Source organism: Spirosoma sp. 48-14 (assembly GCF_001898575.1).
Lineage (GTDB): Bacteria > Bacteroidota > Bacteroidia > Cytophagales > Spirosomataceae > Spirosoma.
On sequence record NZ_MKUD01000031.1, the window covers coordinates 92,393 to 105,739 of the forward strand.

The window sequence follows — 13,347 nt, forward strand, 5'->3', positions numbered from 1 at the left end:
GATTCATCTGGGCAGTCAGTTGTACAGCAATTCAACGACTCCAGCCAGCCTGCCAACAGGAACCTACCGAATCGTCGTCGGTGACGCGGTATCCGAACCGTTCGGCATTAAGTGCGGCCCCTGTTCACTACTCAAAGTCCGGTTGCTCAACGATACCCGGCTGGGTAAACTGTTGTACGGAACGTTCGGCTTTCAGCAGATCGTTTACGTCGACGGGATTCTGGAGGGGCCGACCTACGACGAAAGCGAAACCAAGTCAGGCACGAATAAAACCGCTGGCAGTGTTACTAAGGTCTACACGCTGCGGCTCGACAATGCATCGGAGCCCGTTGCCGATGCGCTGGCCATGGCAGGACTCCACCGACTCGTTGAAGTTAGTTTGCTTCGATCTGATGGCTCAGTTCGCCGGTCCATTCAGGCCCGGGAGTACGAAGCCAAAACGCAGGTGTCGCTCAGCGATTCGGGCGGCTTTACGGTTAGTATGACTCTGCCCGTCTCGCAGTTGGAATGGAACGCGGCAGGCTCAGCGGGTGCTGGCTGTTCGACCGATAGTGACAGCAACGAAGTGCTGACTGAAGTGGTTTGCGAAGCGTAGTAAGAAGCAGTTTTGTAGTCACTTATTTACTGTAATTTATCGTATAGTAATATTAAAAGTAGTTTTTATCTTTGTTTTAAACATCCCCCGTCAGTGGCGTAACTGGCACTACAATTATGCCTACCAATAATTTTTGCGCCGAATGCGTAGATGACCTGTGCGTCGATGCTGCATTACCGGCATTAGTTCTGGGTTCCTGCGACGTGGACAACGACGAGGGGATTACTGAAGTGTTCTATACCGACCAGGGTCATCCGGTAGCCGGTGATCCTGCGTCGGCTGCCAGTTGGACAACTCGTTTGTCAAACACATCCGACGGTACGGGCGGAAGTGGCAACGTAGCCAATCCGATCCGGCATTATGAAGTTTATAAGGGCAAAAAGCCCCAGGCGACGCTGAACTACAAAAAGAACCAGAAAGGTACGGGTGTTCGGCTTCAGGATTCTACGCGCTCAATCACCTTCAAGGATGAAGATGACTCAGATGGCAAGTACGAATTCTACCGGAATTTACAGTGTAACGGTAATATCCTGCTGTATTACCGTTCAGGTAAGCACTTCTACGGATCGAATGGGAGTACGGGCGCGGGTTCAGGGGTTGGCATCAAAGCGGTCATCAAACCCGTTTACGAAATTGATCCTGAATCAGCAACGATGGCCCATGCCTGGTTTGTTACCATCGAATGGGATGCTAAATGTGAAGAAGGTCGTTTCGAAGCGCCGTTCTAAGCAAAATAGTTTATCAATCTAACAAAGGCCGGGGAGTAATCTTCGGCCTTTCTACTATTCAATTATGCCTAAGCTTATTGAGAAATCCAGACGATTCATTATTGAATTGACGCCCTACAATCGACAGTTGTATGTGTCGATTGCTGAAAGTGACCAACGATTCAAAGATGGATTGTTGCGATTTATGGATGAGAGTCTTGTTGAGGAGTGGGTTGAACTAATTGGCCCTCAATTACCCTATCAGGATGGAAGAACAGCCGCAATTCGAGGTAGTGGGATTGTCTTAAGGCTTCGGGAGTTTCCTACACACAACAAACATCTGTCGGTTATTGCCCATGAGGTTTTTCATGTGGTAGAATTTCTCTTTCACAGTATCAACCTTCCTCACAATGCAGAAATAAGTTCTGAAGCTTGGGCCTACATGGTCGCTTATGTGCACCACGAGATTTATCAACAGATTTGGCCACCTAAAGAATGACCCAAGACGACGCCAAAAAACGGATTGCCGCTATCGAAAAACTGCAAACGGAGTTCGATAGCCGCCTGCTGACGCTGGATAAGGACCTGTACGCGTTGCTACTGGCGAATGCGGATTCGATTCTGGCTGATCCCAAGAAACTGGCTATCCTGCTGGGTAAATTCGAGCAACAAAAACATGTGCCCGTACTGCAGCAGTTTGGACTTGACCTATTAACCATTAAAAGCCTGAACGATGCCTACTTTCAGGGAGCGGTTGGCGAAACCTACGGCGGGGTAGCGGTCAATCAGGTGCTGTTTGAAAACGTGCAGCGTAGCGTTGACAAGCTCTACACGGATCGGTTCGGTATAACGGCCGATGGCGAGATTGTCAGCAATGGCCTGTTTGATCTGTTCAGTAAGGACACGACCGTGCGTAGGCAAATCCAACAGTTCGCCTACGCGCAAAAATCATCAGGCATTGGGCTGGAAAAGTTCAAACGCAACCTGAAAGCGTTCATTGAAGGAGCCGAAACGGCAACTGATCCAGCCACACCCGCCAAAGGCATCTGGTCAAGGCATTATGACACGGTGGCGTATGATGTGTATCAGCAAGCCGACCGTGTGGCACAGAAAACCTTTGCCGATGGACTCAGCATGACCGCGTTTGTCTATCTAGGGGGTACTATCGCCGGAACGCGTCCGTTCTGCCGGGTTCGTGATGGTAAACTGTTTCTTAAATCTGAAATCCAGAAAATGGGAACGCCTGCGGATAAGTATGGCGGTTATCAAAACAAAAGTATTGGATATTTCAGTGGCAAGCCTAAAGGCTCCTACTCAGCGCAACTGGACGGGGGCGGGGTTTTCTGCCGTCATTCCTGGTCTGCCATATCCGACGCGCAAGCAATGCGTATGCGTTCTGATGTAAAACTAGTTAACAATAAGCTGATTGTCATTGAATAATCGACATCATTGGTCAGCCGTTTCGGATGCACAGGCAGTCCGCATGCGGGATGATGTAAAACAAAAAAAGGATGGAGAATTAATTGTATCCCCATCCTAATAGTTTTACCGCAAGCCATTCAACTGTTATTGGTTGGCTCAGTTGCATCTGTGGTACTTTCCAGAAAAGGAATTGTCTTTTTGATTTGCATAAGTTGATTGTATTCTAATTCCACTTTTAGGGAGTTGATAATTTTCCCTGCTGCATTAGATAATTCTTTTCCCAATCCAGGATTCATTTTACCAGCCTTCATTTTTGTGTAATTGTCAGCTAGACTTGTTCGCAATTCACTAATGTTTTGCATAGTCTTTTGGTTTTAATGATTAAACGTTTTACTTCTATAAAATCCTCATTATTAACTAATTCTTTTGGGTAGTCTTGATTCAAAAGAAGCTGTCTTATATACCAATCACTAAGTGACTGACTGCCTAGGCGATAGTACCTTATTCTCTTTTGCGGGTTATTTTCATACCAATTCAAACGATTACGCACAATGGTTGCCATGCCTTTTTCCGTCTGTAAGTATTTGCTTCTACTTTCTTTTCGTTTTCTTGCACTTACTGGTTTTTTAAGACGCTCCCTTTCAGCTTTATTTATTTTTTCTCTATTTTCTGAGTTTAATCTATAGAGCCTTTTGTATTCTTTCATTCTTTCCTTATTACTAGCAGCATAAGCTCGCCCTCTTTCTCTTTTGCACTCCAAACAATTTGATCCTTTACCTGACTTCTGTCGATTATCTGTTTCAAATTCATTGATAGATTTTTCAGCTCCACATTTAGAACAAGTCTTTACTACTCCTTCCATAGCCCATAATCATTAGTTTAAAACAAAAAAAACGCGGCTCTGCTGCATGACCCGTTGCAAAGCACCTGTGAAGGAACTGGTCGCCATTACAGCTAAACCACGGGATGAAGCAGAGCCGCGCCCTTCGGCTGACTCTTTGCCAATGTCTTATTGAATACCCTTCACGATTACTTTGCGTAACAAATATACTATTTTTTATAATAAATTAGTTGTAAAAATCGTAATTCTTGTATTTTTGCTTTGTCTGTTAGCTAACAACACCCTTATTATCATGACAAACGAGGTCGTTTACCGAAATATCAAAACGGGCGTGAATCGCTTACTACCGGAAGGTATGGGCGAAAAGATCGGCGGTTTTGAGCGAGTGGAACAGTTTACACCGCCCGAGCTTCAGCCAGCAGTTCAGGCTCAAACTGAACAGCAGGAGCTTACAGGCTTTCCTGTAAAAGATGCGGTTGATGTACTTGAAGCACGTTTGAAAGATCCTGATGGCCTTTCAAATGAAGAATATGAGCAATTTGATCGGCTCGTAAAATCGCTTGTTGATGGGTATGACTTCGCTTATGAATCTGAATCAAAGACTGACTCTACTGATTCGCCTTCGCTGATTCAGATTGTCAATCATTTGGAAGGTAAAATCGACGGCGATTCGCGCATCAGCGAAACAGGTAAGAAGCAGTTCAAAAAGCATCTGTCAGATTTGCTCGATGGCCTACCTGTAATCACCGAAGAACAGTCCAAGATGTTCGACTCGGTCGACACCTCGGCAACCTAGACAACCAATCCGCAGGAGTCGGAGCAACCCGGCAAATCGGATGGTGATTCTCAACCTCAAACCCCAGCTACCGATGCAGGTCAGACACAGAGTGACGGGCAAAATGCAAAACCTGAGTAAAGACGAATTCGATGTGCTCAAATCAACCGGGCACGCAAAGAACTTCGATGTGATTCAGGAAACTGATTACGTGCCTGATGAACTCAAACTTCCAACAGCCGCAGCGCCTGACGCGAAAGCCAAAGACAAAAAGGCTGATGATGCCAGTACGAAATAACCTCCTGTTGGCTGATGGGAGGTATAGGTAGCCAGAGTTGACCGCCTGGCATTTTTTACACTTCGGTAGTTCAAGGGTAGAACAGCGGTCTCCAAAACCGCCGATGGGCGTTCGAATCGCTCCCTTAGTGCCAGATTATAGAGTACCCTTTGCGCTTATTGACCGCACTTTGTCAATACGAGTTTTGGCCTTTTGGGGTCGCCTTTTGGCAAACTTGGTCCTTGGAATACCTTAATTCTAAATATATATCATGGCACTATTGACTGAAGATCAGCAAAACGTTGCTGTTCGGGCACTGGCGACTACGCTGGGCAAAGACGTTTCCGACATTGAAACCATGCTGACGGGCGATAAGCCGGGCGACGTAGACACACTCGTCGGCCAGCGCATCAAAGCTGTTCGCAACGAAGGGGACAAAGCCGGTCGCGGGATTTTGCAGAAAGCCGCCAACAAGGTTGCAAAAGATCTCTTTGGTCTTGAATCGACTCCCGAAACCATTGAGGACCTGCTTAATGAAGTAAAGGAGAAATACAAGCCCGAAGTTGATCCGACAAAACTGACCGAAGAACAGGTTAAGTCGCATCCAGCGTTCAAAGCGGTTGAAAAAGCGCTGAAAGACAAGGATGGAGAGCATCAGAAAGAGTTGACCAAAGTTCGTAACGAGTCGAAAGCCGAAGCGAATCTGGCCAATCTGACCGCTAAAGCGATCAAAGCCCTTCAGGATAATCAGGCCGTGATTTCTGATGACCCCAAGATTGCCGCCGTTCAGGAACGCATGTATCTGGAGCAGTTGCAGGGTGTTGAGCCTAAGCTCATTGAGGGAACAACTGACTACGAATACTGGAAAGATGGTAAGCGCATCGAAACCGATAAGCTGTTTCCGGTAGGCGAAAAAGATTTCTTCAAGGGACTGGTCGAAAACGTCTATACGACTAAGGTCAGCGATCAGAAGTCCTCAACGGGCCTTAACCCCGAAGATGGCAAGCAAAAGCAACAAGGGGAAAAGAAATTCAAGGGCGAGTGGCCCAAAACCCAGCAGGAATACGAGGCTATCATCAGCGATCGGGACAAGTACGACATCGATCAACGTCAGGAGGTCATCACCTACTGGAAAGAAAATTCAAAATCTTAACTGGCCTGAAAAAGGGTCAGTATCCTTTCGTCAGTAGGCAACTGACCCTTTTATTATGGCACAAATTACCGGATTCGACGCATCGCAGGTTGATCAGTTACTGCTGGACCTGGAGCGCAACTGGCCCGACGCACGGGGCAATGAAAACAATGTGCGCATAGCTGATACCAAGATTTTAAAAGGTATCTGGGCCGAACAAACAGCCGAACTGGCTAATACCCTCACCGAAAACGATTCCTGTAAGCCCATTAAAGTTCAATGGCTGGAGTCGGGCGGTTCAACTATTCAGGAGGGCACTTCTACCAACCATACGGCCGTTACCTGTGAAATCGACGGTGATCAGCCTGCCTCCAACAAAATTGAATACCAGATCACTAACTGGATGAGCTCAACGCTTAAAATTCCAGTCAAAGACTGCGGCAACCGCTTCACCTTCGATCAGAAGTTTCAGCATAAACTGCAGAACACAATCATTGATCTGGTCAATCAGCTGGCCTCAAAAGTACCCCTGGCACTACTGGGCTTTTCAGGTGTAAACCCTTACAAAGGGTTGCTGGGCACGTATGGCAAGCTGGTCGATAACGTGACGGACGATCCGACGCTGACCCGAGTGCCAGCCGGTAACTTCAACGCGTTTGACATTGTGCCGTATTTGATGGAACTGGCCGAACTCAACCGCTTCAAGAACCCGGCCGTGTTTGATGGTGGTAATCTATACTGGCCGCTTTACAATGCACAGGGGCAGAAAGGTACACCAGCCGGTGACGCGGGTCAGCAAAATCACTTCGATGACCTGCGTATCTATACTGACCGTCAGAACTTCCTTAAAAACGGCGGCTCACTGGCTGATTCAGACTTCCTGATTGATCGGGGGGCAGTGGCTATGTACACAGCGGCCTATAATGAAGTAAAAGCCGACATAATGGGCGATGGCTTCGCTGAAACCCGTTTCCGTACACCACTGCTAGGCCTTCGTTTTCCCAATGGCCCTGGTCAGTCACTGCCGGTTGAATCCGATACGATCTTCCGTCGTGAACGGATGCCTGTTTCAGAGGGCTCGTCGGTCTGCGAAGATTTCTTCGTATGGGAGCTTAAAATCTGGTACATCATCCTGAACAACCCCTTAATGTCAGTCAACGACGGGGTGACGGGTGTAATTCGTATCAAGCGCGATGCGAACCTGACCCAGATCGGTACGCCGATGCAAAAGGCGCTTTAATCCATTTGTAACAGCCTGTTGGGTCGCTTTCTACAGATGGTGACCCAACAGGCTATTTTTTAGCCTGCACATGCCCTCAACATTTAGCCAGCTTCTTGACGACGCCCTTGAAATAAAGGGCGAACAGTTGCCCGGTGCCAATACAGCCGAGCGGGTTGGGGGCTTTCTGGAGTTACTTTTAAAATCTATCCCATTAGCCTACGACCCCTCCTCAGAAGAATATGAAGCGGGTTCGTACATTTTCTTTAACGACTCGATCTACCGGGCCATTCAAGACCCGGCTATTGGTGAGTCTCCAGCCACACAGCCGGATAAATGGAAGGCTTTGCTCGGCAAAACAATACTTCAGCTTGTACAGGCAGCCTCGCAAGATCAGCGTAGGAGTGCGGTAGATGCGCTCTCTATCAAACTAAGTCAACTTACTGAACTTATTGCTACCCTGGCCATTGGCCTATCTGGCGGTCAGGGTGAAGATTTTAAACGAATCCTGACCGATACGCTGACAGGCGGATTTCAGGTTGTTGTCGATTCGATGGTTCGGCTTCTGATGGGTAGACTTTCGGGACAGGTCTTTGGTATGGCTGATCCGTCTACTGGCAACCGGATCGCATTTCAGGGTGAAAATACCGTCGTTGAGGGTAAGCGCATTTTATCGGGCAGCTCCGAGCAGATCCTAAAATCGTTGTTTTTTACGCAGCTGACCGCATCGACAGCCGATATTCCGGGCCTGTTTGCTCCTCAGACCAACCCGTTAACAGGCGATAGTCAGATGGTTGTTGCTTCCCGAGCTCAGGTATTTAGCTACATACTACCCAACCTAACAGCCTGGCTACAGGCCAACGGAGGTGTGGGCACAGGTGGCAGTTCCAATGCAGGACCTATTGAAGCCATCTATTGTCATCAGGTGCCTATTGACCCGCAACCAAATCAGATACTGACTATTACCCCTTCCAATGTAAACACGTGGATTACCCATAACCTACAGGTGGCAGGGGATAACATTCAGTGGTACCTAAGAGGCTCGGATGGTAAGTCTGCCGAAAACTACGCTGGGGTAGCATTTAACGGAGCCAACAACTACGAAGTAAAGGTGGTGATCAACGATAGTACGATTGCGGCTGATTTCAACGGGACTCTCTGGCTCCAAAAACAACAAACTGCGTAAGTCATGCCTATACCAACGCGAAACGAACTGGTCATTAAACGTGGAGCCACGTTGTACCGGGTACCACAAAATTTAACGGTCGATGACCTGATCAATCTGTCAAGTGTTGATCCGGTAGCGCTGGGGTGGGCTGTCTATGGACCTGCCCCGTCCGATGGCAGTACGCCAGCTGGCTTATCAACCGATTGCAGTGTCACCACGTCGGGCCTTCCTGTCTGGAACGAGGCCCTGGTCAATGCCTCCAAGCCTGCAATCGTACCAGGCCAGTATTTCGAATGGGTCGTGCCCTATAGCTGGGCAGCGGCTTCGACGGGCCATACCATTGTCTCGGTCGTTCTGGCCTCGCACCCGTTTTTGAGTGCCGTTAATCAGGGCGTTAACCAACTAAAGATCTATGGCACCGTGCCCATGGGGCAGTCTGCCAATACGGCCATTGTGCTGACGGCCGTGCAGGATGATGGCAAAAACAAACCTCTGTCGGTGACACTGACCAAGGCGAGTGCCACAATTTACGCAAACTGGCAATGGTCGTCGGGCGATAAAAAACTTGCCATTCGGGTTGGTCCCGATGCGGGTGTACAAAACCTACCCATTGTGACCTTATACACGACGGATGGGGTAACGACGGGGAGTCAGCAGTCAATTCCGTTTACGACTGGACTTATTAACGGCAAACAGTACTACTATTTACAGGTTACTGACAATCCGGCCATTAAGACGTATTACGTCAAAATACAGCATTTGGGTCAAACCCTGTACGGCACCATCCCCCTGACCGGCTCAGAGGTTGGTTATAATGACTTGAGCCTGTCGACCACGGCCCCTACGTTTGGTACGCCGACGCCAGCTGTAATTGCCAATATTGATCAGCGGTGGGTGAAAAATTCTTCTGACCCAGCCGATGCCGCCAACCGCGAATACCTCTGGTTTAACGTGACCCAGAATGCTAACATGGTCCTGCAACTAAGCTGGGCTGGAAATAGCAACACCTGGACGACAGTGCCAACCAGCCGCATTACAGGTGATGCCAAAGGGTACACGCATGCCTTTGATTTGAATTTCTACTTCGGTGCTGTGCTCAGTTTCCGGTGCTGGGCGGTTGGCAACGAAAGCGTTGTTGTACCCTTCTCGCTGACAGTTCCGGCTTCGTCGGTTCCCTCAACAACCCGGATTCAGATCTATCCGACGATTGTCGACAACCCACCAACGACTCAGTCTACTCAGCAAATCGTACGGGGCAATCCATCTGTGTTTGATCCGGGCATTGAGTGGAGCGGAGGCAATGCCCGGATTGTCAACCTAGCCACTCCGAGCATTGGCAGTGGTCAGGCACTCTACGTCTTTATCAGTGGGCAGCCATACCGGACAAGCATGCCGACCACATACGACTACAAGCCAGGCGATACCGTCTCGATGATGGTAGCTATTGCGACGAGTCCAGATCCTAATACCTCCGACTGGAGCAAGAAAGCATATTTCCAAACGCAAATTGGCCCTGCGCCAACCCTGTAATTATGGCAGAAGTATTTCGCCCGTCCTGGCTAGATCCGACCGACATATGGGTGCCCCGTGGCATGAAAGAGGCACCGGTATTTACTCTTCCCGACAACAAGATTTTTGTTGTAGTCAACAAGCGGACGGATGTGTCCTCCAGTTCAATTATTGGCCGGGCAGGCGTCAAAGCTGTTATGGATACCTCGCTGGGGACATCCCAGCAGTTCAACTGGATTCATTCCAGTATTTTTAATAACGTGCCGGGCCTGACGCCCCCAATTACCAACCTGACTGAATCTCAGGTACGGGCAGCTGCCAGGACAGCATCGCTGGCCAAGTATCAGGCTAATGAACTCTATGAAGGTAATCCGTGGGGATGGAGTGATTACACCATTCCACAATACCACTGGTGGTATGACGAACGGAAGAAGTTCCATGAAGAAAATGGAATTCCCTACATCGATTTTGGTACATATGGCGCATGGGATAATTACAATGGCGATCCGTGGAATTTTCAAACAGGCGACGGATCGAATAAAGCTCCCAACGATCCATTTTTCAAAAACATGATCAGTTCAGTGTCGGCTGCTCGGGCGGGCTATGGTTATTTCTCGACGCGCTGGACAGAAGGGGTAGGTCACATCATAAAACATTATGCCGATCAGCCCGACTACGCCAGCCGGTATTACAACAAGGCGTTTGCTGCCGAACGGGTAGCAAAAGCAATGAACTACACCCCCGCAGGTATCCCACCTGACAAGCTAATTTATTTGGACTGGGGCAAAATTGAGGCTCTTAGTCCTGAAGGTGGTGATCTGAATAATGGCCTGAATTATGAGCGGCAAGTGGGCAATCAGGGCAAGATCATTACGATTGGTAAGCACCCACAGGTCGATTACGAGTGGCAGGTAGGTAACATCTTCTGTATTGGCTTTTGCCGAACCATTGGCTACATCATTTTCGATGAACGTACCCGGTACGGTTCTGACCCCTCGAAGGTAACCGCTGGTTACTCAGAGCAGACATGGGTACCTAACGTGTCTGGTACACCAGCACCTTCGTCGGTCGATGGCTACCCAGTAGAGCCGATGCGCTGGCATGATGCTGGCTTTGAAGCGGCCTATTATTATTCTCAGTGCAACCGGACAGAAGGGCAGCCCTGGCAGTATTGTCGCTACCAGCAGGCAGATGGGAGTTGGGTAGAGCCGAAAACTGATGGAACGACAATTCTGGAACATGCAGCGGCTAATGGCGGACCATACTCGGCAACGGGTCGAAGGGGCCGTCCTGACGCCATGTACCGAGTCAATGGAAACGCGGTCGATTACTGGGTTTTTGATCCAAGTCGGGGCAAAAACAGCTATGAATCAATTACGCTAAATCCAGTTCCGGGTATTCAAAAAACCATCAACCTGCAAGGCTCAAAACTTCGCTTATTCCGTGATACGATCTAATATGAAACAGCTACTAAGCCTACTCTTTTCCCTGTGCTGGCTGGGTTCGCTGGCGCAGTCGGGCGTAACCATACCTGTTATTTCGCAGACAGCGACGAGTCCCGCTGCCCCCTATAGTGGAACAGTCAACCTCTACAAACGGGCTGATGGCTACCTCTATCAGAAAAGTAAACTCGGCGCTGAAGAGGGGTTAAAGATCGATGCGCGAACCAACGAGCTGCCTAAGCTGTACATGCTGATCAGTAGTGTACGATCATCGACGCTCTCTTCGTCGGCTTCCCCTTTGTCGATCTACGTGGGTGAAAATGGGCGAAGGGGATTGTTCAGACTCGATGCCAGTGACGCGGTTTCGGCTGACGATACGATTCTGACGATTGTAACCCAGGCTGGTTTTCGCTACAAACGCGATCTGGACGGAGCATACATTAACGCCAGAGGTCACGCGGATGCGAAAGGCGATGGTGTAACGGACGATACCCAGGCTCTGCAAAGGGCTATTAATGCAGCAACCAAGGCCAACAATCCAGGCACCTACGCGGCTAATAGTCCCAGCAACGGTTTTTCGAACGTCGTCTACATCCCACATGGCTTATACAAAATAACGCACGAACTCTACATCAAAGGCTCGGTGACGATTTTGATGGATATGGCGAGCAGCTACGGGGGGACTAGGGCTGTGCAGGTTACAGCGGGGCAACACTTATTTCACATTATAAAGGATAGCGATAATATTAGCTCGGGCGTCCATTTTGTGGGCGGGATTCTGAAAGCTGGCTCGGCTACCTCGCTGGCTGGAACGGCATTGGTCTACGGAGGTAGTAGCCCTCTGGATGCTAACAACCACAGTACCGATTTCGACAATGTCTGGTTTCAAACACCTGAATCCTACGCCATACATATAAAACAGGGGGATGATATACACATCCGTAACTGTCGTTTCGATGTGTCGCCGTATCACAGCATCCGATTAGGCGATTCGACACACGTAGTCACCAATGCCAGTATTGAAGGGTGCACGTTTTTTGATATTCGGGCGGGGGCAATCGATCTGATCAGCGCCGAGGGTCTATCGATCAGGGATAATAAAGTATACTGGAACAGCGCCAACCGCATCCCCTACTTTGTCTCAGTCCTGAATCCATCCGTGGTCACCAGGCTCCGCATTCGGGGGAACGAGGGGGAAGGGGTTAATCAGCTTTTTATCAGTAATGCATCCCTGGATAACGTATCAATTACCCAGAACAGCTTTAAAGACTGCCGTAAGGCGGCTATACAATTGGCGGGTGGTGGGGTATATACTCGGTTCGATATTAGCCACAATGCCTTAGACGGTAACTTTAAGGACACCCTACCGGGTGGCTACGAAGGAAGTCCGTTGTTTATGCAGGGAACAGGCCTTCAGTATAGCCTTGTCGTGGGCAATAACCTCTACCACACCAGTGGAGGTACGGTCAATAAACCGATTCAACTTGATACCAGCCGGGTCACGGGATCTATCGTACATAGCAACGTTACGGCTGGATATTCGGCACCTGTTTACACCCACAATACTCCCTAACCATGGCTCAAAACACGATCATCGATCTGCCGACAACGCTGAACCTTCAGGGGTTTTTGGGTAACAGTCTGACGCTTCGGATAACGGTGCTGGGTGATGCCGCAATGCCTGATGAGGTCAAAAGCGAAGCAAGGTATTCGGCCTATCAGGATAAGCTGCCTAGTTCGTTGCAGCCAGCCATCAGCGTTTCAGGCCGGGTGATTACCCTGGTCTATCCAGCCAGTTTACAGTTTCCTGAAGGCGCTTTTCACCAGATCAGATTCGACGGCCGGGTTGTGCTGGCGGGAACGCTTCAGTTTAGCAAAGGTACACTGAGCCGGGCAACGATGACCGACATCGCCATTCAAACGAATAGTGCGGTTGAGGTTGCGCTAACAGTCGCTCCTTTCTCCTACCGGATTGGTGATGTGCGTAGTCTGGACGGAACAACCCTCGAACGCTGGACAGGTACGGAGTGGGAAACGCTCAATATCAATACCGGAACACCTGCTCAAACCAACTTCGGCCTACCGGGAAAATTACCATTGATACTTAACTAATGCTATGACTGATTTAAGCACAATACCCCAAAAAGTAGCCTACGTTTCCGGGGCTTTTGACTCGACTAACTCAGTCAGTCATATAGAAGTCAATAAGATCGTCAGTTCCATCAAGGAGCTACAAAAAAGCAAAAAAGCCTTTGCCATA

Annotated in this window: 15 protein-coding genes and 1 tRNA gene; 14 read left to right on the forward strand and 2 right to left on the reverse strand. The window is 49.0% G+C overall.

What is annotated here, in order from left to right; genetic code table 11:
* From BGO59_RS17660 to BGO59_RS17675, 4 genes are all read left to right on the forward strand, one after another.
* Window positions 1-595 (forward strand): hypothetical protein (locus BGO59_RS17660; protein WP_293685147.1); only part of this gene is annotated, 595 nt, incomplete at its 5' end.
* Between the two features lie 116 nt (window positions 596-711).
* Window positions 712-1,323, forward strand: coding sequence for a hypothetical protein (locus tag BGO59_RS17665; protein WP_293685149.1), 612 nt, complete (start codon window positions 712-714; stop codon window positions 1,321-1,323).
* A 64-nt stretch (window positions 1,324-1,387) separates the two neighbouring features.
* Complete coding sequence (locus BGO59_RS17670; protein WP_293685151.1) at window positions 1,388-1,801, forward strand: hypothetical protein; 414 nt, start codon at window positions 1,388-1,390, stop codon at window positions 1,799-1,801.
* Window positions 1,798-2,742 (forward strand): hypothetical protein, encoded by a 945-nt coding sequence (locus BGO59_RS17675; RefSeq protein WP_293685153.1) that lies wholly within the window; start codon window positions 1,798-1,800, stop codon window positions 2,740-2,742. The genes BGO59_RS17670 and BGO59_RS17675 overlap by 4 nt, the downstream gene beginning before the upstream one ends.
* Window positions 2,743-2,861: 119 nt before the next feature.
* On the opposite strand, the gene BGO59_RS17680 is transcribed toward BGO59_RS17675, so the two are convergent.
* A complete protein-coding gene (locus tag BGO59_RS17680; RefSeq protein ID WP_293685155.1) occupies window positions 2,862-3,086 on the reverse strand; it encodes a hypothetical protein in 225 nt (74 codons plus the stop codon).
* A complete protein-coding gene (locus BGO59_RS17685) occupies window positions 3,053-3,586 on the reverse strand; it encodes a hypothetical protein (RefSeq protein ID WP_293685157.1) in 534 nt (177 codons plus the stop codon). The genes BGO59_RS17680 and BGO59_RS17685 overlap by 34 nt, the downstream gene beginning before the upstream one ends.
* Before the next feature lie 271 nt (window positions 3,587-3,857).
* Here BGO59_RS17685 and BGO59_RS17690 point away from each other — a divergent pair, with 271 nt between their 5' ends.
* The 10 genes from BGO59_RS17690 (at window position 3,858) to BGO59_RS17735 (ending at window position 13,199) form a co-directional block, all read left to right on the forward strand.
* Window positions 3,858-4,361 (forward strand): hypothetical protein, encoded by a 504-nt coding sequence (locus BGO59_RS17690; RefSeq protein WP_293685159.1) that lies wholly within the window; start codon window positions 3,858-3,860, stop codon window positions 4,359-4,361.
* 40 nt (window positions 4,362-4,401) lie between these two features.
* Window positions 4,402-4,638 (forward strand): hypothetical protein, encoded by a 237-nt coding sequence (locus BGO59_RS17695; protein ID WP_293685160.1) that lies wholly within the window; start codon window positions 4,402-4,404, stop codon window positions 4,636-4,638.
* 59 nt (window positions 4,639-4,697) lie between these two features.
* Window positions 4,698-4,771: transfer RNA gene (locus tag BGO59_RS17700), tRNA-Trp, on the forward strand.
* Between the two features lie 117 nt (window positions 4,772-4,888).
* A complete protein-coding gene (locus BGO59_RS17705; RefSeq protein ID WP_293685162.1) occupies window positions 4,889-5,770 on the forward strand; it encodes a hypothetical protein in 882 nt (293 codons plus the stop codon).
* A gap of 55 nt (window positions 5,771-5,825) precedes the next feature.
* A complete protein-coding gene (locus tag BGO59_RS17710; RefSeq protein WP_293685164.1) occupies window positions 5,826-6,989 on the forward strand; it encodes a hypothetical protein in 1,164 nt (387 codons plus the stop codon).
* Window positions 6,990-7,059: 70 nt separating this feature from the next.
* Window positions 7,060-8,154, forward strand: coding sequence for a hypothetical protein (locus tag BGO59_RS17715; protein WP_293685166.1), 1,095 nt, complete (start codon window positions 7,060-7,062; stop codon window positions 8,152-8,154).
* 3 nt (window positions 8,155-8,157) lie between these two features.
* Window positions 8,158-9,666 (forward strand): hypothetical protein, encoded by a 1,509-nt coding sequence (locus BGO59_RS17720; RefSeq protein ID WP_293685168.1) that lies wholly within the window; start codon window positions 8,158-8,160, stop codon window positions 9,664-9,666.
* A 2-nt stretch (window positions 9,667-9,668) separates the two neighbouring features.
* The gene (locus tag BGO59_RS17725) at window positions 9,669-11,102 is read left to right on the forward strand and encodes a hypothetical protein (RefSeq protein WP_293685170.1); all 1,434 of its coding nucleotides are present in this window, start codon (window positions 9,669-9,671) and stop codon (window positions 11,100-11,102) included.
* A gap of 1 nt (window position 11,103) precedes the next feature.
* On the forward strand, window positions 11,104-12,660 hold the full coding sequence (locus tag BGO59_RS17730) for a right-handed parallel beta-helix repeat-containing protein (RefSeq protein ID WP_293685172.1): 1,557 nt from the start codon (window positions 11,104-11,106) through the stop codon (window positions 12,658-12,660).
* Between the two features lie 2 nt (window positions 12,661-12,662).
* On the forward strand, window positions 12,663-13,199 hold the full coding sequence (locus BGO59_RS17735; protein ID WP_293685173.1) for a hypothetical protein: 537 nt from the start codon (window positions 12,663-12,665) through the stop codon (window positions 13,197-13,199).
* The last annotated feature ends 148 nt before the right edge of the window (window positions 13,200-13,347 follow it).